Raw genomic sequence first — 18,106 nt, forward strand, 5'->3', positions numbered from 1 at the left:
TGATTGAGTTTACGCAAAATACTCCTGCAGCGGCCTGACCTCCAGGCTCCCCGCTTTCAGCGCCGCGATCGCCTCCGCCACCGCGGCCGCACCCGACAGCGTCGTGTAATACGGCACCTTCTGCATCAGCGTCGCCCTGCGCAGCGATTTCGAGTCCGACACCGCCTTCTGGCCGTCCGTCGTGTTGAAGACGATCTGGACCTGGCGGTTGCGGATGGCGTCTTCGATGTGGGGGCGGCCTTCCAGCACCTTGTTGATCTTTTCGGCCACCACGCCGTTTTCGGCGAGGAAGCGCTGCGTGCCTGATGTCGCCAGCACCTTGAAGCCGAGGCCGGCCAGGCGCTTGACCGCCGGCAAGATGCCTTTCTTGTCCTCGTCGCGCACCGAGACGAACAGCGTGCCCGCGCGGGGGAGATCAACACCTGCGCCCAATTGGCTCTTGGCGAAGGCCAGCGCGAAATCGCGGTCGAGGCCCATGACCTCCCCGGTCGAGCGCATTTCCGGCCCGAGCAATATGTCGACGCCGGGGAAGCGGGCGAAGGGGAAGACGGCTTCCTTGACCGCGATGTGGCCGGGATTGCGGGGGTCGGGCATGGCGCCATAATGGGCGAAGGCGTCTTCCAGCGTCTCGCCGGCCATGATGCGGGCGGCGATCTTGGCGATGGGACGGCCGATGGTCTTGGCGACGAAGGGGACTGTGCGGGATGCACGCGGGTTGACCTCCAGCACATAGACCGTGCCGTCCTTGATCGCATACTGCACGTTCATCAGCCCGCCGACATTGAGCGCGCGGGCGAGGGCCGCCGTCTGGCGCTCCAGCTCGTCGACCAGTTCCGAAGGCAGCGAGTGCACCGGCAGCGAGCAGGCGCTGTCGCCCGAATGGATGCCGGCCTCCTCGATGTGTTCGAGAATGCCGGAGACAAAGGTCGCCTTGCCGTCGCAGAGGCAGTCGACATCGACCTCGATGGCGCCACTGAGATAGGTGTCGAACAAAAGCGGGTTCTTGCCCAGCAGCGTGTTGATCTGGCCGGTCTTGTCGTTGGGGTATTTCTGCTTGATGTCCTCCGGCACCAGGCCGGGCACGGTGTCGAGCAGGTAGCTCTGCAGCATGCTCTCATCATGGATGATCTGCATGGCGCGGCCGCCGAGCACGTAGGACGGGCGCACCACCAGCGGGAAGCCGAGCTCGCCGGCGACGAGGCGGGCCTGCTCGACCGAATAGGCGATGCCGTTCTTCGGCTGGCTGAGGTTGAGCTTGTGCAGGAGCTTCTGGAAGCGGTCGCGGTCTTCGGCGAGATCGATCATGTCGGGCGAGGTGCCGAGGATCGGGATGCCGGCCTTCTCCAGCGCATCCGCCAGCTTCAGCGGCGTCTGGCCGCCGAACTGGACGATGACGCCGACCAGTTCGCCCGACGCCTGCTCGGCGCGCAGGATCTCCAGCACGTCCTCGGCCGTCAGCGGATCGAAATAGAGCCGGTCCGACGTGTCGTAGTCGGTCGAGACCGTCTCGGGATTGCAGTTGATCATGATCGCTTCATAACCGGCGTCGCGCAGCGCGAAGGCGGCATGGCAGCAGCAATAGTCGAACTCGATGCCCTGGCCGATACGGTTCGGCCCGCCGCCGAGAATGACCACCTTCTTGCGCGACGACACCTGCGCCTCGTTGGCGAGCGCGCCGGCAAACGGCACTTCGTAGGTCGAATACATGTAGGCGGTCGGCGAGGCGAACTCGGCGGCACAGGTGTCGATGCGCTTGTAGACGGGATGAACGTCGAGTTTGTCGCGGATCTTCGCGATCACTTCGGCGTCGGTCTTGGTCAGCGAGGCGAGGCGGGCATCGGAGAAACCCATCGCCTTCAGCATGCGCAGATTGACGGCGTCCTGCGGAATGCCGTGCTCGCGGATGCGGGCTTCCATGGCCAGGATGCCGGCGATCTGTTCGAGGAACCACGGGTCGATCTTGCACATTGCGTGCACGTCTTCCAGCGAGGTGCCCATGCGTATCGCCTGCGCCACCATGCGCAGCCGGTCCGGCGTCGGCGTGCCGAGCGCTGCGCGGATGGCGTTGCGGTCGTCGGCGTGGTTGGCAACCGCCGCCCCATGGCCGAGGCCGGGGATCTCGATCTCGTCGAGGCCGGTGAGGCCGGTTTCGAGGCCACGCAGCGCCTTCTGCAGCGATTCCTGGAAGGTGCGGCCGATGGCCATGACTTCGCCGACCGACTTCATGGCGGTCGTCAGCACCGGCTCGGCGCCGGGGAATTTCTCGAAGGCAAAGCGCGGGATCTTGGTGACGACGTAGTCGATCGACGGCTCGAAGGAGGCGGGCGTCGCGCCGCCGGTGATGTCGTTCTCCAGCTCGTCCAGCGTGTAGCCGACGGCCAGCTTGGCTGCGATCTTGGCGATCGGGAAGCCGGTCGCCTTCGAGGCCAGGGCCGACGAGCGCGAGACGCGCGGATTCATCTCGATGACGACGAGGCGGCCATCGGCCGGGTTGACGGCGAACTGCACGTTGGAGCCGCCGGTCTCGACGCCGATCTCGCGCAGCACCGCGATCGAGGCGTTGCGCATCATCTGGTATTCTTTGTCCGTGAGGGTCAGCGCCGGGGCGACGGTGATGGAATCGCCGGTGTGCACGCCCATCGGGTCGATGTTCTCGATCGAGCAGACGATGATGCAATTGTCCGCCTTGTCGCGGACGACCTCCATCTCATACTCCTTCCAGCCGAGCACGCTTTCCTCGATCAGCACTTCGGTGGTCGGCGAGGCGTCAAGGCCGGACTGGACGATATCGTAGAATTCGGCCCTGTTGTAGGCGATGCCGCCGCCAGTGCCGCCCATGGTGAAGGAGGGGCGGATGATGGCCGGCAGGCCGACATGGTCGAGCGCTTGCGCGGCGATCGCCATGCCATGGCTGATGTAGCGCTGCTTGCGGTCGCCTTCGCCGAGGTTCCAGCGGGTTTCCAGCGCATCGAGTTCGGCGTCGAGGTTCTCCGGCTTCTCGGCCTTGAGTGCGGCGCGCTCGGCCTCATGCGTCTTGCGGTCGGCGTTCTTGACGTCGGTGGCGTTGGCCAGCATCGACTTCGGCGTTTCCAGGCCGATCTTGCTCATCGCCTCACGGAACAAAGCGCGGTCCTCGGCCTTGTCGATGGCCGTGGCGTCGGCGCCGATCATCTCGACATTGTAGCGCTCGAGCACGCCCATGCGGCGCAGCGACAGAGCGGTGTTGAGCGCGGTCTGGCCGCCCATGGTCGGCAGCAGCGCGTCGGGCCGCTCCTTGGCGATGATCTTGGCGACGACCTCAGGGGTGATCGGCTCGATATAGGTGGCGTCGGCCAGTTCCGGGTCGGTCATGATGGTGGCCGGGTTGGAATTGACCAGGATGACGCGGAAGCCTTCCTCCTTCAGCGCCTTGCAGGCCTGGGTTCCGGAATAGTCGAACTCGCAGGCCTGGCCAATGACGATGGGGCCGGCCCCGATGATCAGGATCGACTTGATGTCAGTGCGTCTTGGCATGTCATAGGTCCGTTCGGCGGGCGGCTTGCACAAAAAACCGGGACGGGAAGACCCGGCCGGTTGTGCTCGCGATTCTGGTATCAGGCTAGGTGGGCCTTATAGGGAAGAGTTTTGGGAGATGTAACCCCGAAAATGCGGGGTAGGGCAGTAGGGCAGTAGGGCAGTAGGGCAGTAGGGCAGTAGGGCAGTAGGGCAGTAGGGCAGTAGGGGGAGGCTCCAGTGCCCTTAAAAACATATTGCCCTATTGCCGTACTGCCTTACTGCCCTGCCTCCTAGTTCCCAAACGCCACCGTGTCCGTGATCTCGAAGCGTTCGGAGACGCCGATGCGGATCAGGTTCAGGTTGCCCTCGCGGGTGAAGCGGAATCCGCTTTGCCCGTTCGAGGCGGCTGGCAGACCGGCATGGAAGGAGATGACGCGTGTGCCGCCATCGGGCCAGGTGACGGTCACGTCGGCCCTGTCCTTGCCCTTGTGCAAGACAGTCGCCGCACAGCGTTCCATCGGCTGGCCAACATAGCGCGCGCAGGGGACCTCCACGCTACCCGGGGCAAGGGCCGCGGGCTGCGGCGGCAGGTCGGCGACGGTCTGCGTGTCGACGGCGGCATCCTGGGCGGGCGCTGCGGGGTCGTCTCCGGTCGACGGGGTTGCAGCCGCGACCAGTGCCAGGCCGTAGGCATCCTGCATCGCGGTGGTGGCGGCGGATTTCGCCGGCGTTTCCGGAGCGGCCGGGCGGACCACATCGCCGAGCCGCGCCGTCAGGTCGGGCGGCGGCTGGCCGGACTCGGCAGGCGTCGCGGCCTGAGCTCCCGCCGGCTGGTCGGTGTCTGGCACGGGCGCCGGATTGACGGGAACGAGGTAGCGCGCCGGGGTCCAGCCGGTGGCTTTCGGATTGTCCGAGACAATCTTGCACCATTGATGCCCGTCAATGTCGTTGCAGCCGAGGTTGGTGACGCTCGCACCATTGGCGATGCGGGCCTCGGTCTTGCCGATCGGCGAGGGCTTGGCGCGGACATTGAGCAAGTCGTCGGGGGCCAACCCGCTGACGATGGAGATGAAGGGCGTGTCTTCGGCATGGGCGGGGAAAGCTGCCGCAAACGCCGTCAGCAACGACGGACCGGCGATCAGCGCGTAGAGAATTGTCCGCAGGCGGCGCCTCATCACTTGGCTGTCGGCGATCAATTGCATTACCAAAGGCACCGCCAGAACCCGAAAACGCTGCCGCACGCGAAGCCGGTTTTATAAGCGACGGCGCGGCGCCGTGTCTACAAGCGAGATGTTCACGCCTTTTTCAGTGCGAATGTGAAGCGTCTTCGGGGCGGCGTGAAACAAGTTTCAGCCCGGCAGGAACGCAAGAGCGTTCAGCCTGGACATGAGCTTCGCTCAGTCTGACATGAGCTTCGCTCAGCCTGGCATGAATCCGGTTCTGAGCGCATGCGCCCATTCCGGCCGTCCCGCCTGTTCGGCCTGCCGTGCCGCCGCCTCGTGGTCGTAGTCGACGGCGATCGTCTCGAAACGGTCGGGCCGGCCTTCGCCACCCAAGGTGACGATGCCGTAGCGCGCATGCGGCGAACCCTGTTCGGACACATGCGCCGGCGGGGTGGAATCGTCATAGGCGGGGCAGCCTATGCTGCCCGGATTGAAGATCACGGGGCCGTCGGGGATGCGGACCAGCTCAGTGCGGTGGCTGTGGCCGCACAGCGCGGCGCGGCAGGCCGGGTCGAGCGCCTTCAGCCGCCGCCGGATCGCCGCCAGCGGCGCGCGCACCAGCTGGCCATCGACAACCGCGTCGAGCAGATATTTTTCATCGTGGTCGGGTCGGGCATGGAAAGCGACGATGCCGGGCGCGATCTCCAGCGTCAGCGGCTGGGCGAAAAGCACCGCACGCTGCGCCTCGGTCAGCCGTTCCTGCGCATAGACATCCGAAGCCCACATGGTCTCGTCCGCGGGATCGGCCGCGACACGGCGGTCATGGTTGCCGCGCACCGTCGGCAGCTTCAGCGCTTCCAGGCGCTCAAACGTCTCGCGCGGCCACAGCGGGCCGGAAACGCTGTCGCCGAGATTGACGGTGAGATCAGCGCCGCCGCGCCGCGCCAGGTCCTCCAGCACGGCGTCGAGTGCCAGGACGTTGCCATGGATGTCGGCGAGGACGGCGATGCGCATGCGGAGAGACTCCCTTGGTGCAGCCCATTGGGGGCTCCGGTCCGCCTTCGTTATCAAGCCCCCGACTTCATTATCAAGTCCCCGCCTTTCGAGGCCGCCGGAGACAGTGCGCAATCCACCCATGGCTATCGCGGCAGCACTCCATCTGCTACCGTCCGGGCCATCCCAGAGTTCATGTGGAATATCCGCGTAGACAGCCTCGGAGGGCACCAGGCGATGACCCGCGACCAGATGTACGCCCACCTCCGCGCCGCCAATGACGTGGCGCGCGAGGCTGCCGCGCATGGGCACCATCCTTTCGGCTGTGTGCTCGTCGGCCCCGACGATCGCATCCTGATGCGGCAAGGCAACATCAACACCGTGCGCCACGCCGAAACCGAGCTTAGCCGGCGTGCCGCGGAGGCCTATCCGGCGGAATTCCTGTGGTCCTGCACGCTGGTCTCGACCGGCGAGCCCTGTGCGATGTGCACCGGAACGCTCTACTGGGCGAATATCGGCCGGCTGGTCTACGGCTTCGAGGAGACCAAGCTTCTCGCGCTGACCGGCGACCATGCCGAGAATCCGACGATGAATCTCTCGTCACGCACGGTCCTCGGCTCCGGGCAGAAGCCGGTCGAGGTCCACGGCCCCATCCCCGAGATGGAGGAGGAACTTCTCGCCCCGCATATCGGTTTCTGGCAGCGCTAGGGGCGAGAGAAGTCTGGCTCGGAACCTGCAGACCTAGGCCGGCATCTCAATATCATGCCCGCCGACCGCCGGCAGTGCCGGGTCGTCCACCGCCGCGGCGATGACGCTGTCGAGCAGGCCGGGGAAGCGGGCGTCGAGGTCGGCGCGGCGCAGCGTGATCATGCGGTTGGTGCCGACCACTTCGGCGCGGGTGACGCCGGCCTCGCGCAGCTTGGCAAGGTGGTAGCTGAGATTGGTCTTGGAGCCGAGATCGAGGAACTGGCTGCAGTTCAGCGCCACGCCTTCCTTGCTGGCGAGATAGCGCACGATGGCGAGCCGCGTCGGATCGCCGAGCACGCCAAGCACGATCGGCAGGCTGATCTGGTCCGTATTGGGATGGGGTAACGTCATGGCTCGAACCTAAGCACAGTTCGGGCCGATTTCAACGCACCCCTCCCGCTCTGCCGGTACACATTGCCTCTCCTCTTACGATCCGTGCTGACACAGGGCTGTCAGCAGGCTTCAGCTATTTTGCCCTGGCTTCATTGACATCATGCCCTGTTATGTCCAATTGTTCAATAACTTTTGAACTAAGGACATTTGCCATGGACAAGCGGCTCTTCTGGCTTGCGCTCGGATCGTTCACGATCTCGACCGAGGGCTTCGTCATCTCCAGCCTTCTGCCCGACATCGCCAGGGATGCCGGCATTTCCATTCCACTCGCCGGCACGCTGATCACCGCCTTCGCGCTCGCCTATGCGGTCGGCACGCCGATCCTGGCGACGCTGACCGGCGAATGGGACCGGCGCCGCGTCATCTTGTGGACGCTGGTGTTCTTCGTCATCGGCAATATCGCCGCCGCCCTGAGCTCCTCCTTCGAAGTGCTGCTGATCGCACGCATCATCATGGCGCTGTCGTCGGGCCTGTTCGCCGCGACCGCGCAAGGCACGGCGGTGGCGCTGGTCGATGACCATCACCGGGCGCGCGCCATCGCCGTCGTCGTCGGCGGCACCACGGTTGCCGTCGCCGTCGGTGCGCCGCTCGGCGCGCTGGTCGCGACGATCGCCGGCTGGCGCGGCACCTTCTATGCCATTGCCGGGCTCGGCGCGCTCGCCGGCGCCATCCTGTGGTACAGGCTGCCGCGGGGCATCGTCGGCACCCGGCTGCCGCTGAAGCGCAGGCTGGCGGCGGCCATACGGCCCGGCGTGATGCCGATCCTGGTGACGACATTGCTGGCGCTGACCGGCGCCTTCACCGTCTTTGCCTATGTCGCGCCGCTGGCCATCGAGGGCGGCGGGCTCAGCCAGATCGCGCTGCCTGGCATGCTGCTCGCCTTTGGCGTCGGCGCCGTCATCGGCAACATCGCCGGCGGCCAGGCGGCCGACCGGTTCGGCGCCACCCGCACCGTCGGCTGGTCGCTGACGCTAAGCGCCGCCATGCTGGTGATGCTTTCCGTCATCCCGGCCTTCCTGCCGCAGCATATTGCTGGCCCGGCGCTGATGGCGATGATGGTGCCGTGGGGCATCGTCGGCTGGGCGTTCCCGCCGGCGCAGGCCAGCCGCATCATCAAGCTGGCGCCCGATGCCGCCCCGATCGTGCTGTCGCTCAACGGCTCGGCGCTTTATCTCGGCGTGGCGTTGGGCGCCGTGGTTGGCGGTGGCGTGCTGCGCTATGGCGCGCCGGCCGATCTCGGCCTGGTCGCTGCGGCCTTCCCGTTGATCGGTCTGGGTATTGTGCTGGCCGGCCGCTGGGCGGCACGGCCGGTCGCGATGCCGGCCGAGTAGTCCCCGTCTTGAACCCGCCGGCCAGCTTAGTTGGCCGGCGGCAGATCAAAATCCAGTGCGGAAATATCATCCAGCGCCGCGCGCAACCTCGCGGCCTTCTCCTTGCCGACCACGTCCTCGAAACGCTGCTGGGCGACCTGCCACAGCTTCATCGCCTCATCGAGCTTGACTAGGCCCTGCGCGGTCAGCCGCACCCGCTTGATGCGGCGGTCGTCGGGATCGGCGAAGGTCTCGACATAGCCGTCGCGGATCAGCGGCTTCAGCGTGTGGCCGAGCGCCGACAGGTCCATGATCAGGGCCGACGCAATGGCGCCCATCGCCGGTTCATCGCCAATGTGGATCTGATAGAGCAGGCCCTGCTGCGTGGCTTTCAGGCCCGAGGGCGCCAGCACATCATCATAGTACTGGCCAATCTTGCGCGTCGCGCGACGCAGCATGGCGTTGTTGCAGAGCGACAGTCCGGGCAGGGCCTCTTTCGACATGATGCTTCCCTCAGCGGCGCAGACATGATGTCCGGCTGCTGCCTGACAAATAATCCCGGATGCACTCATTGACAAGATAGTGGCATATGCCTATTTCGTTGATAGTGGTATATGCCACTAAATCAATCAGGCGGCTTGTCGGCGAGCAGAGGCGAATGCCTGCGGCGCCGGCGGCCAGGTCGAAGCGAACATTTCGAGATAGAAGGAACAGGACAATGAGTGGACAGGCAAACAAGGGCACGGCGGTTGTCACCGGCGCTTCATCGGGTATTGGCGCGGTCTATGCGGATCGGCTGGCGGGGCAGGGCTATGATCTCGTGCTGGTGGCGCGCCGCGCTGACCGGCTCGAGGAACTGGCCGAAAAGCTGCGTTACGCCTACAGCCGCAAGGTCAGCGTGATCAGCGCCGATCTCTCCGACGACAATGATGTGCGCCGGGTCGAGCAGGCGATATCGGCTGACGACAGCGTGACGCTGCTGGTCAACAATGCCGGCCTTGGCGGCCAGCAGGTGGTGGCAACGGCCGACGCCGACGCGGCCGAGCGCATGATCAAGGTCAATGTCATCGCCTTGACCCGTCTGACCCGTGCCGTGCTGCCGGGTCTTCTGGCGCGCAACCGCGGCGCCATCGTCAACATCGCCTCGGTACTCGCCTATGAGACCTCGTTCGGCGGTATCTACAGCGGCACCAAGGCCTATGTCGTCAATTTCACCGAAGCCCTGCACCGTGAGGTCGCGGGCACCAATGTGAATGTGCAGGTGGTGCTGCCGGGCGCGACCCGGACCGATTTCTGGGAACTGGCCGGTAGCGATATCGACCAACTCCCGAAGGAAATCATCATGACCGCCGACGATATGGTCGATGCGGCGCTTGTCGGCCTGGCCAGGGGCGAAGCCGTCACCGTGCCCGCACTTGCCGATGCCGGCAAGCTGGACACGTTCCTCGGCGCCCGCCAGGCCTTCTACGGCAGCCTGCACGCCAACAAGCCGGCAGCGCGTTACGCGGCTTGAGGGCCAAGGGCTGGTTCGCTTGCGAACCAGCACCCCCACCCCGACCCGCTATGCGGGTCGACCCTCTCCACAAGGGGGAGGGTGAGGAAGCGCCTTGTCCGCCCATTCGACAGTGCTCTTATGGAAACGCCGCAAAAAGCCGCGCTCCCTACCTCCCCCTTGTGGGGAGGTCGGACCGCAGGTCCGGGTGGGGGTACTGGCGCTGACCTGGCAGGGCTTGGGTTCCTCTCCCCTCTCTGGCGGGGGCGAGGAACCGGGTACGAGCCTCTAAGCCGACCGCCACATCGGGATGATCGACGCCGCCAGCACCAGCGCCAGCACGATGTTGAGCGCGCGCCATTGCCATTCGGTCTTGAGCAGCCGGGCCAGAACCATGCCGGCGAGGCACCAGATGGACAGCGAGATGGCGGCGGTCAGGCCGAAGGTCGAGCCGAGCAGCAAGGCGAGCTGTCCCGGCCCGTCGGCCAGCGCGGCGAATGAGGCCGCCGCGCCCAGTCCCATCGCCCAGCCCTTGGGGTTCATCCACTGGATGCCAGCGCCGCCAAGAAAACTGTTCGGTTTGGCCATCGTCACGTCGAGATTGGGCGGACCGGCGCGGCCGATCTTAAGCGCCAGCCACAGAAGATAGAGCGAGCCGGCGATCTTCATTGCCAGTTGCAGCGAAGGCACCGCCAGCAGCAGGCCGGCGAGCCCGGCCGCGGCCGCCCCGGTCACGGTAGCGAGGCCGGCGGCACTGCCGATCATCAGCGGAACCGACCGGCGAAACCCGAACTGCGCGCCCGAGGCGGTCGACAAGGTCGTCGCGATGCCGGGCGTGGCGGTGGCCACGAAGGCAAACAGGATGAGCGGCAGGATAGGCTGGAGCATGGGACATCCTTTGTCGGAAGCGCCATGGTAGGCTTGTTCAGGCATCAGTAAATGCAATGTTTGCGATGCTTGGCATTAGCATCTATAATGCAGACCATGATCCGCAATCTCGATACGGCGCTGATGCGCACCTTCGTCACCGTCGCCGACAAGTCCAGCATGACGGCGGCGGCCAATGCGCTGCACCTGACGCAAGGCGCCGTCAGCCAGCAGGTCAAGCGGCTGGAGGAGGTGCTTGCCTGCAGCCTGTTCGAACGCGACCGGCGCGGCCTGCGCCTGACGCGGTCCGGCGAGCGGCTGTTCGACAAGGCCAAGCGCCTGCTCAGCCTCAATGACGAGATCTGGGCCGAGATGGCGGGAAGTGCTGTCGCCGGCCAGGTGCGGCTCGGCGTGCCTTACGATCTGGTCGGCACCTTGCTGGCGCCGGTGCTGAAGGCTTATGCGGAGACCTATCCGCAGGTCGAGATATCGCTGATCTGCGCTTCGTCGCCGGAACTGGCGGCAGCGCTGGCTGCCGGGACCATCGACCTTGCGGTGATCGAGGAAAGGGTCGGTCCGACATCAGGCGAATGCCTGGCCGTCGACCGGCTGGTCTGGGTCGGCGCCAGAGGCGGCACTGCCCGTGCCAAGCGGCCGCTGCCGGTGTCTATCGTCGCCGACACCTGCGCCTTCCGCCCGGTGGTGCTCTCGGCGCTCAACGAGCATGGGCTGGAATGGCGCACCGTGTTCGAGAACGGCAATATCGATGCGACGACCGCGACGGTGCGCTCCGACCTCGCGGTCACCACCTGGCTGGCGTCCACCGTGCCGGCCGATCTCGACATTTTGCCGTTCGATGTCGGCCTGCCGCCACTGCCGAATTTCGCCATCAATCTGCATTTGCCGAGGCATGGTGTTGGGGCTGCGGCACAGGAATTCGCGCGGCATATCAGGGATGGGTTGGCGCGACGGCCGGTTGCAGCTTGAACGCCTCGCTCCGCTGGAGCACCCCTCATCCGTCTCGGCGCTGCGCGCCGATCCACCTTCTCCCGCAAGGGGAGAAGGCAAGATTGCGCGCATGTGCCCGCCAATCATCGACGTTGGAGATTGGCTGAGCAGCTTGCGCCAGGCTCCGCGTTGGAGATTGGCTGAGCAGCTTGCGCCAGGCTCCGCCTTCTCCCCTGTGGGAGAAGGTGGCCTCGCGAAGCGAGGTCGGATGAGGGGTGCTCCAGCTTGGCGCCACGTATCGATGATCTTACTTCCAGTTCTTGCGCCGCTCGAGCTCGGCGGCGGACGGCTCGCCCGTGACGAACGACCCGACCTCGATTTCGCCCGCGCGTTCGTAGGTTGCGATGATGACGCCGGTGCTCGACGTCTGCGATTTGGCAAGCTTGAAGGCGGCCGGCATCGCGTCGTCGCCGAACAGCCGCTTGCCCTTGCCCAGCACCAGCGGGAAGATCATCAGCCGGATCTCGTCGATCAGGCCGTTGGCGAGCAAGGTCTGGATCAGGTCGGCTGATCCCTGGATGAGCAGGTCAGGTCCATCTTCCTGGCTGAGGCGGCGCAGCGCCGCGACGATATCGGGCCCAAGCCATTGCGTGTTCTGCCAGGTGAGGGTGTCAGGCCGATGCGTCGCCACATATTTGGTCGCCGGGTTGAAGGCATCTGCGATCGGATCTTTCTGATACGGCCAGTAGGCGGCGAAGATGTCGTAGGTTCTGCGGCCGAGCAGCAGGGCGAAGGGCTTGGAGAAGAGTTCCTCCATTGCCGCGCCGCCCACCTCGTCAAAGTAATGGAAGGTCCAGCCGCCGAAGCTGAAGCCGCCGACCGGATCCTCTTCCGGTCCGCCGGGCGCCTGCATGACGCCGTCGAGGCTGACGAAGGTGGCGGCGATGATCTTTCTCATAGTGCTCTCCCTTGTTCCATCCGCGCCGTCGCGGCCGGACTATGGCCCAAGGACGGCCGGCCCGCAGCCATCCCGACAGGGCCTGCAAGATTCTGGACAATCGGCGCATCGATGCGTCAGCTGCCGGGTTTGGCGCGGACGTCTTTCGTCGAGAACCAGACGTCGCCGAAGATGGCCGTGGCGGTGCGGTCCGGCGCCTTGTCGCTCGTCAACCAGATCGAACGGCTGCGCGCGGCCTGCTTCGGTGTCGGGATCTTCGCCGCCAGATCCGCGACCGAGGCCCCGAAGCACGGGATGAACCAGGAGCGCATGAAGGGATTGCAGGCCAAGCCCTTCTCGGTGCGGGTCACCAGCACCGCCAGCGGGACGCGCTCGGCCGGGCGCCAGGGAAATATCATGCGGCCGCCAGGGCGCAACGCTTTCAGCCATCCGGCCGGAGGGGCGACGACGCCGGCATTGACATAGACGATGTCGGATGGCGGCAGGGGCGTGGTCACGGCATCGCCGCGGACGACAGTCGCATTGCCATAGGCTTCGAGATTTTTGCGCGCCAATTCGGCCAGCCTGTCGTCGAGTTCGAGGGCGGTGACGGTGCCGCCAGGCGAAACCAGCCTGGCCAGCACGGCGGTGTAGTAGCCGGTGCCGGCGCCGATATGCGTGACGGTCTCGCCGGGTCTCGGCGCCAGTTTTCCGATCCACATGGCGTGCAGGAACGGCTCGCCATTGTTGATGCCCTTGTCGGCATCGAGCGCCACCAGCACGTTCTGGTAGACATGGGCCGGATCGGCGCTCGGCGTGATGATCTTGTCGCCGCTGGCGACGATCGTCCACGGCCCCGGGCCAAGAAAGGCTTCGCGCGGCACGCTGGCGAAGACCTCTTCCAGGCGTGGATCCGATGAGGCGGCATTGGCCGCCATCAGCCGCGCGTAGAATCTCCTGATGTCTTCAATGTTGCTCATGATGCCTGGAAAGATAGCGCGATTTGGCGTTTTGTCGCGCTACCCGGCGGAACCTCAACCGACCCCGAACAGCGTGTCGTAGAGCAGCTTGAAATTGAGCACGAGGATGATCGCCGCGACCACCCAGGCGAGGGCTGCGACACTGCGCGGAATGGCGAGGTTGCCCATCTTCTTCTTGTCGGAGACGAACTGCACCAGCGGCACCACGGCGAAGGGCAACTGCATCGACAGGATCACCTGGCTGAAAACCAGCAGCTGGGCGGTGCCCTTCTCGCCATAGAATGCGGTGACGACCACCACCGGGACGATGGCGAGGCCACGCGTCAAGAGCCGCCGGGCCCAGTTGGGAATGCGCAGGCGCAGGAACCCTTCCATGATGATCTGGCCGGCAAGCGTCGCCGTCACCGTCGAGTTGAGGCCCGACGCCAGCAGCGCCACGGCGAACAGGATCGAGGCAATGCCGAGGCCCAGCAGCGGCGACAAGAGCTCGAAGGCCTGGCCGATCTCGGCCACGTCCTGATGGCCGGTGCTGTGGAAGGCAACCGCCGAGACGATCAGGATGGCGGCGTTGACGAACAGCGCCAGCATCAGCGCGATGGTGGAGTCCGTCGTTGCCCATTTGATGGCGTCGCGCTTGCCCTTTTCGGTGCGCTCATAGGCGCGGGTCTGCACGATCGAGGAGTGCAAATAGAGATTGTGCGGCATGACCGTGGCGCCGATGATGCCGATGGCGATGTAGAGCATTGCCGGGTTGGTGACGATTTCGGAGGACGGCACGAACATCGCGTGCAGGATCGTGCCGGCCGGCGGGGCGGCGACGAAGATCTGAATGGCAAAGCAGCTGAAGATGATGATCAAAAGCGCGATGACGAAAGCTTCTAGATAGCGGAACCCCTTGTTCATCAACAGCAGCACCAGGAAGGCGTCGAGCGCGGTGAGCATGGCGCCGCCGATCAGCGGAATGCCGAACAGAAGCTGCAAGGCGATCGCCGTGCCGATCACTTCGGCGAGGTCGCAGGCGATGATGGCGAGTTCGCAGGCGATCCACAGCACGAAATTGACCGGCCGCGGATAATAGGCGCGGCAGGCTTGGGCGAGGTCGCGACCGGTGGCGATGCCAAGCCGGGCGGCGAGCGCCTGCAGGAGGATCGCCATCAGGTTGGACAGCATGATGATGAACAAAAGCGTGTAGCCGAACTGGGCGCCGCCGGCGAGGTCGGTCGCCCAGTTGCCCGGGTCCATATAGCCGACCGAGACCATGTAGCCCGGCCCCATGAAGGCGAACAGCCGGCGGAACCAGACGCCCGAACTCGGCACGGCGATGGTGGAATTGACTTCGCGCAGGCTGGGCTGATCGTCCTCGTCCCGTCCGGCGAACCGCCATGAGGATCGGGGGGCTGTGGCTTCTGCGTCTGACATGAAAAGGCTTTCCACGACGTCCGGGGGATGTCGCTAAGCTATGCCATGGCTCAACATTATGCAATAGGCTATATTTCATTGTTTGTGCTTTTTATCGGGCGCCCGGCCGAGTTTGCGAAGCGGCGAAGAAGCGGCGAAGTGGAAACGCCGGTTGCGCCTGTGGGGGAATGCAAATAAACGGCCTGAAGAATCAGAGCCCGTGCTATAAAAGCGCCGACGGCCAAACTCCCGAGGAGGAGCGCGCATTGGCGCTGAAGAACAGACCGGTCCCGCGTGAGCCACTGCCCGACGCCGATGTCCATTCGGAAGGCTTCCGGCATCAGCGCCAAGCGCGCCGCAGCGCGCTGGTCGAGGATTATGTCGAGCTGATCGCCGATTTGATCGAGGACGGCAACGAGGCGCGCCAGGTCGACATCGCCGCACGGCTCGGCGTCGCCCAGCCGACGGTGGCCAAGATGCTGACGCGGCTCTGCGCCGACGGGCTGGTCTCGAGAAAACCCTATCGCGGCGTGTTCCTGACCGAGGCCGGCCGCAAGGTGGCGGAGGAAAGTCGCATCCGCCACCAGACGGTGGAAGCGTTCTTGCGCTCGCTCGGCGTCAGCGCCGAGACGGCGCGCATCGATGCCGAGGGCATCGAGCACCATGTCAGCGCCGAGACGCTGGACGCGTTCCGCAAGGCGATGACCGCGCCGCGCTGAGCGCTTAGCCCGTTCTCGAGGTGGAACCGCCGCACCTTACGCACGTTGCTCCTGACAGTGCGCGATTGTCGCGCCAAGGGAGGAAGCAATGGGCGTCGAACAGGCACCGACCGCGAAGGGCAAGCAGGCGGCCAAGGGATTGAAGCAGGCGGCGGCGAAGGATGAGCGCAAGACCGAGGCCGAGACCGGCCGCCCGCTGGAAAAGGGCGCTGCGCGTTTCGAGGAGCGTTCGAAAAGCTCCGACGGCAAGAGCGCCGGGGCCAAGCAGAAAAGCTGAGGCCGCGCCGAGGTCAGCGGCAGGCGGAAGCTATCTGTTCGGAGGCCGGTTGTCGTCCGCTATGGCTCCGGGCGTTCGAGCCTTTTGAAGGGTCCACTGGACCTTGCAATTTGCCTGCGACCGTTCTCTCACTCACGGACATCCTGCACCCAGCTTCTGGGGTGGCCGTCGACGCGGAACTGGAAGATGAAATAGGGCGGGATGCAGGTGCCTTCGCCGGGCTTGGCCTGGGGCAGGTCGTCATAGCCAGCGGTGCAGATATAGTCCTCGCGGCAAGGATGCGCCTTGTCGCAGGCGCGCAGGCCGGCGGTCTTGGTGAATTCCCGGGTGCAGAATTTGTGGTCCTTGCCGGATGCGATACAGTCGTTGAAGCCGGTCTTGGCCAGACGGCCGCATGTCGCCTCGTCGGGAAGCTTGTCGCAGGTCGCCTTGCGCAGCATGCCGCCTGGAAAGCCGCCGGTCTTCTGTTCGGGGTTGTCGTAGCGCTGGCGCGCGGCGCCATAGCCGGCGATCTTCACCACCGGCTTCTTGTCGCGTGCGGGGTCGATGGCGCAGGCCTTGGCGGTGGCCGGCGAGAGGCGGCAATACTGGTCGTTGCCCCATGTCGACATCTTGATCTCGCCGAATTCGACGGGGTCGCCGACCGCGGTGCCCTTCTCGCTGACGCAGGTGCCGAAGCCCGGATGGATGGCGCTTTCGTGGACGCCGGCGCAGCGCAGGCCGGCACCGCAGGTCCAGTCCTTGAAACTTGCATCCTCGCCGCGATAGCAGATCGAGCCCCAGCCATTGTAGAGGTCGGTGCCTTTCAGCGCCTCGGCATATCTGGGGTCCGGACGGGCGGCGAAACCCCTGGTGAAATCCGGATGGCTGCCGGCGGCGAATTGTTCGACGATGGCGCGGCGACGCGGCAGGTCGGCGAAGAACACCGCCGAGCCCGGCACGAAGACGGCGTTGCGGCGCGGCTCGCTCGCCGGATCGGCGCCAGTATAGTGGAAGCCGGCAATACCATGCGTCTGATGGCAGCCTGTGCAGCTCATCTCGTTGAGCCGCAAATTGAAGCCCGCCACCGACTTGATGGTGGCGAGCGTGTTGCCCTTGGCGACATAATCCTTCAGCGCCTTGTCGATATCGGCGTCGTCGACCAGCCCATAAGCGATGTTGTTTTGCGAGCGGCTCAACCCGCCGGGTGCGACGGAAACGGCACTCATGGCCAGGAATTTTTCGTCGATGACCAGCCGGCCATGGTCGAGGTCGTAGATGTTGCGGTCGGTAAGCAGCCATTTGGCGAAGGACTTGACGTCGGCCAGCACGGTTGCCCGATCGATCTGGTTCTCCATCCTCGATTCATAGAAGCTCGAGGTCGCCGGATTCCATTTGAAAATTTTCAGCAGATATTCGGCATGGCCGCCGAAATCGCGCCGCGTCGAGGCCGACAGCCGCAGCACCTGCATGTTGAGTTCAAGCCGCATGATCTGCGAGGAATTCAACATCGCGCCGGACAGCGGACCTTCGTCGGAACGCAGCCAGGCGGCAAGCTGTTCGGGCGGCAGGTTTTTTTGGCCGGCGGCGAGCCAACGCTGGGCGACGTCGGCGCAGGACACGTCGGTGGTGCTCGGCAGATCCTTCGAGGCACGCGCCTGCGTCCGCCCGGGCTTGGCGTTGAACACCAGGCTCATAGTCAGCGGCAGGCGCGAGGAGATGCGCTGCCCAGTCTTCCCCCCGATTGGCTTGCCCTTGGCCGGCTTTTCGGCGACCGAATAGTGGAAGCGGTAGATCAGCCGGATCTCGCCGCATTCGGTGTGGCCGAGATAGCCGCGGTCCATGCGGTTGACGACGCCGGTCAGGTCGAGCGTCGAGCCGTCATCGTCGATGTATTTCGGATTGAATTTCTGGCTGGTGTCGCTCGATCTGGCCATGGCGGCGACATAGGGGTCGGGGCTGGTCTTCGGCTCGTCCGATATCTCCTGCTTGACCGTGTCGCGTACCGTGGCTAGCGCCGGCACGGAAAACAGGCCGCGATTGTCGACGTCGCGGGTGAGACCGAGCGCGGGGCCGAGCAGGCGGCTGATCGACAGTCCGCCGCGCTCCAGCGCCTGCAAGGTGGCCGGATCGGTGACGGCAACACTGGAATCGAGCGTCACCGCGCCGGCCGACCCGATCCCAAGGCAACTCAATGCCATCAGCAACAGCAGGAATTGGCCAATGATCCGCAAGCGCCCCTCGCTACACAGAAAATCAGACACTAGCGGTCTTCCCGATCTTCGACCATGGGGCGACAGTCGCAGCAATGAACCCTGCGGCAAGAGTTCCGTCTGCTTCGGTCCAGGCATGAACAGGCCACTCGCCGGTTTTGATCGCCTAAAGGCCATCGAAAAACACTGTGACTT

At 65.2% G+C, this 18,106-nt stretch carries 16 protein-coding genes; 6 read left to right on the plus strand and 10 right to left on the minus strand.

Annotation, left to right across the window (positions count from 1 at the left end):
- Positions 1 to 9 precede the first annotated feature (9 nt).
- The 3 genes from carB to JN279_RS13470 all read right to left on the minus strand — a co-directional run bounded on the left by carB (position 10) and on the right by JN279_RS13470 (position 5,672).
- A complete protein-coding gene (gene carB / locus JN279_RS13460) occupies positions 10 to 3,513 on the minus strand; it encodes a carbamoyl-phosphate synthase large subunit (protein WP_202352997.1) in 3,504 nt (1,167 codons plus the stop codon).
- A gap of 272 nt (positions 3,514 to 3,785) precedes the next feature.
- The gene (locus JN279_RS13465) at positions 3,786 to 4,697 is read right to left on the minus strand and encodes an SH3 domain-containing protein (RefSeq protein WP_244734565.1); all 912 of its coding nucleotides are present in this window, start codon (positions 4,695 to 4,697) and stop codon (positions 3,786 to 3,788) included.
- A gap of 216 nt (positions 4,698 to 4,913) precedes the next feature.
- The gene (locus tag JN279_RS13470; RefSeq protein WP_202352998.1) at positions 4,914 to 5,672 is read right to left on the minus strand and encodes a metallophosphoesterase family protein; all 759 of its coding nucleotides are present in this window, start codon (positions 5,670 to 5,672) and stop codon (positions 4,914 to 4,916) included.
- Positions 5,673 to 5,888: 216 nt separating this feature from the next.
- Between JN279_RS13470 and JN279_RS13475 the strand changes: the two genes are divergently transcribed.
- Complete coding sequence (locus JN279_RS13475) at positions 5,889 to 6,359, plus strand: nucleoside deaminase (RefSeq protein WP_096449125.1); 471 nt, start codon at positions 5,889 to 5,891, stop codon at positions 6,357 to 6,359.
- 33 nt (positions 6,360 to 6,392) lie between these two features.
- Here JN279_RS13475 and JN279_RS13480 read toward each other — a convergent pair whose 3' ends face one another.
- Complete coding sequence (locus JN279_RS13480; protein ID WP_010910977.1) at positions 6,393 to 6,749, minus strand: ArsR/SmtB family transcription factor; 357 nt, start codon at positions 6,747 to 6,749, stop codon at positions 6,393 to 6,395.
- A gap of 194 nt (positions 6,750 to 6,943) precedes the next feature.
- Here JN279_RS13480 and JN279_RS13485 point away from each other — a divergent pair, with 194 nt between their 5' ends.
- Positions 6,944 to 8,122: an MFS transporter gene (locus JN279_RS13485; RefSeq protein WP_096449123.1), complete on the plus strand. Its 1,179-nt coding sequence runs from the start codon at positions 6,944 to 6,946 to the stop codon at positions 8,120 to 8,122.
- A 26-nt stretch (positions 8,123 to 8,148) separates the two neighbouring features.
- On the opposite strand, the gene JN279_RS13490 is transcribed toward JN279_RS13485, so the two are convergent.
- Positions 8,149 to 8,604: a MarR family winged helix-turn-helix transcriptional regulator gene (locus tag JN279_RS13490; protein ID WP_096449121.1), complete on the minus strand. Its 456-nt coding sequence runs from the start codon at positions 8,602 to 8,604 to the stop codon at positions 8,149 to 8,151.
- 215 nt (positions 8,605 to 8,819) lie between these two features.
- Between JN279_RS13490 and JN279_RS13495 the strand changes: the two genes are divergently transcribed.
- The gene (locus JN279_RS13495; protein WP_202352999.1) at positions 8,820 to 9,614 is read left to right on the plus strand and encodes an SDR family NAD(P)-dependent oxidoreductase; all 795 of its coding nucleotides are present in this window, start codon (positions 8,820 to 8,822) and stop codon (positions 9,612 to 9,614) included.
- A 267-nt stretch (positions 9,615 to 9,881) separates the two neighbouring features.
- On the opposite strand, the gene JN279_RS13500 is transcribed toward JN279_RS13495, so the two are convergent.
- Positions 9,882 to 10,481: a LysE family translocator gene (locus JN279_RS13500; protein ID WP_202353000.1), complete on the minus strand. Its 600-nt coding sequence runs from the start codon at positions 10,479 to 10,481 to the stop codon at positions 9,882 to 9,884.
- Between the two features lie 96 nt (positions 10,482 to 10,577).
- Between JN279_RS13500 and JN279_RS13505 the strand changes: the two genes are divergently transcribed.
- On the plus strand, positions 10,578 to 11,447 hold the full coding sequence (locus JN279_RS13505) for a LysR substrate-binding domain-containing protein (RefSeq protein WP_202353715.1): 870 nt from the start codon (positions 10,578 to 10,580) through the stop codon (positions 11,445 to 11,447).
- Between the two features lie 268 nt (positions 11,448 to 11,715).
- Here the strand turns inward: JN279_RS13505 and JN279_RS13510 are convergent, their stop codons facing one another.
- From JN279_RS13510 to JN279_RS13520, 3 genes are all read right to left on the minus strand, one after another.
- Positions 11,716 to 12,366, minus strand: coding sequence for a dihydrofolate reductase family protein (locus JN279_RS13510; protein WP_202353001.1), 651 nt, complete (start codon positions 12,364 to 12,366; stop codon positions 11,716 to 11,718).
- Positions 12,367 to 12,482: 116 nt separating this feature from the next.
- Positions 12,483 to 13,325, minus strand: coding sequence for a protein-L-isoaspartate O-methyltransferase family protein (locus tag JN279_RS13515; RefSeq protein WP_202353002.1), 843 nt, complete (start codon positions 13,323 to 13,325; stop codon positions 12,483 to 12,485).
- A gap of 54 nt (positions 13,326 to 13,379) precedes the next feature.
- Positions 13,380 to 14,744, minus strand: a complete 1,365-nt coding sequence (locus JN279_RS13520; protein WP_202353003.1) for an Nramp family divalent metal transporter — start codon at positions 14,742 to 14,744, stop codon at positions 13,380 to 13,382.
- Positions 14,745 to 14,989: 245 nt separating this feature from the next.
- On the opposite strand from JN279_RS13520, the gene mntR reads away from it, so the two are divergent.
- Positions 14,990 to 15,442: a manganese-binding transcriptional regulator MntR gene (gene mntR, locus JN279_RS13525; protein WP_096457709.1), complete on the plus strand. Its 453-nt coding sequence runs from the start codon at positions 14,990 to 14,992 to the stop codon at positions 15,440 to 15,442.
- 88 nt (positions 15,443 to 15,530) lie between these two features.
- On the plus strand, positions 15,531 to 15,719 hold the full coding sequence (locus JN279_RS13530) for a hypothetical protein (RefSeq protein ID WP_096449109.1): 189 nt from the start codon (positions 15,531 to 15,533) through the stop codon (positions 15,717 to 15,719).
- 128 nt (positions 15,720 to 15,847) lie between these two features.
- On the opposite strand, the gene JN279_RS13535 is transcribed toward JN279_RS13530, so the two are convergent.
- On the minus strand, positions 15,848 to 17,932 hold the full coding sequence (locus JN279_RS13535) for a hypothetical protein (RefSeq protein ID WP_244734567.1): 2,085 nt from the start codon (positions 17,930 to 17,932) through the stop codon (positions 15,848 to 15,850).
- Between the last annotated feature and the right edge of the window lie 174 nt (positions 17,933 to 18,106).

It is taken from the genome of Mesorhizobium sp. 113-1-2 (assembly GCF_016756475.1).
GTDB lineage: Bacteria > Pseudomonadota > Alphaproteobacteria > Rhizobiales > Rhizobiaceae > Mesorhizobium > Mesorhizobium loti_C.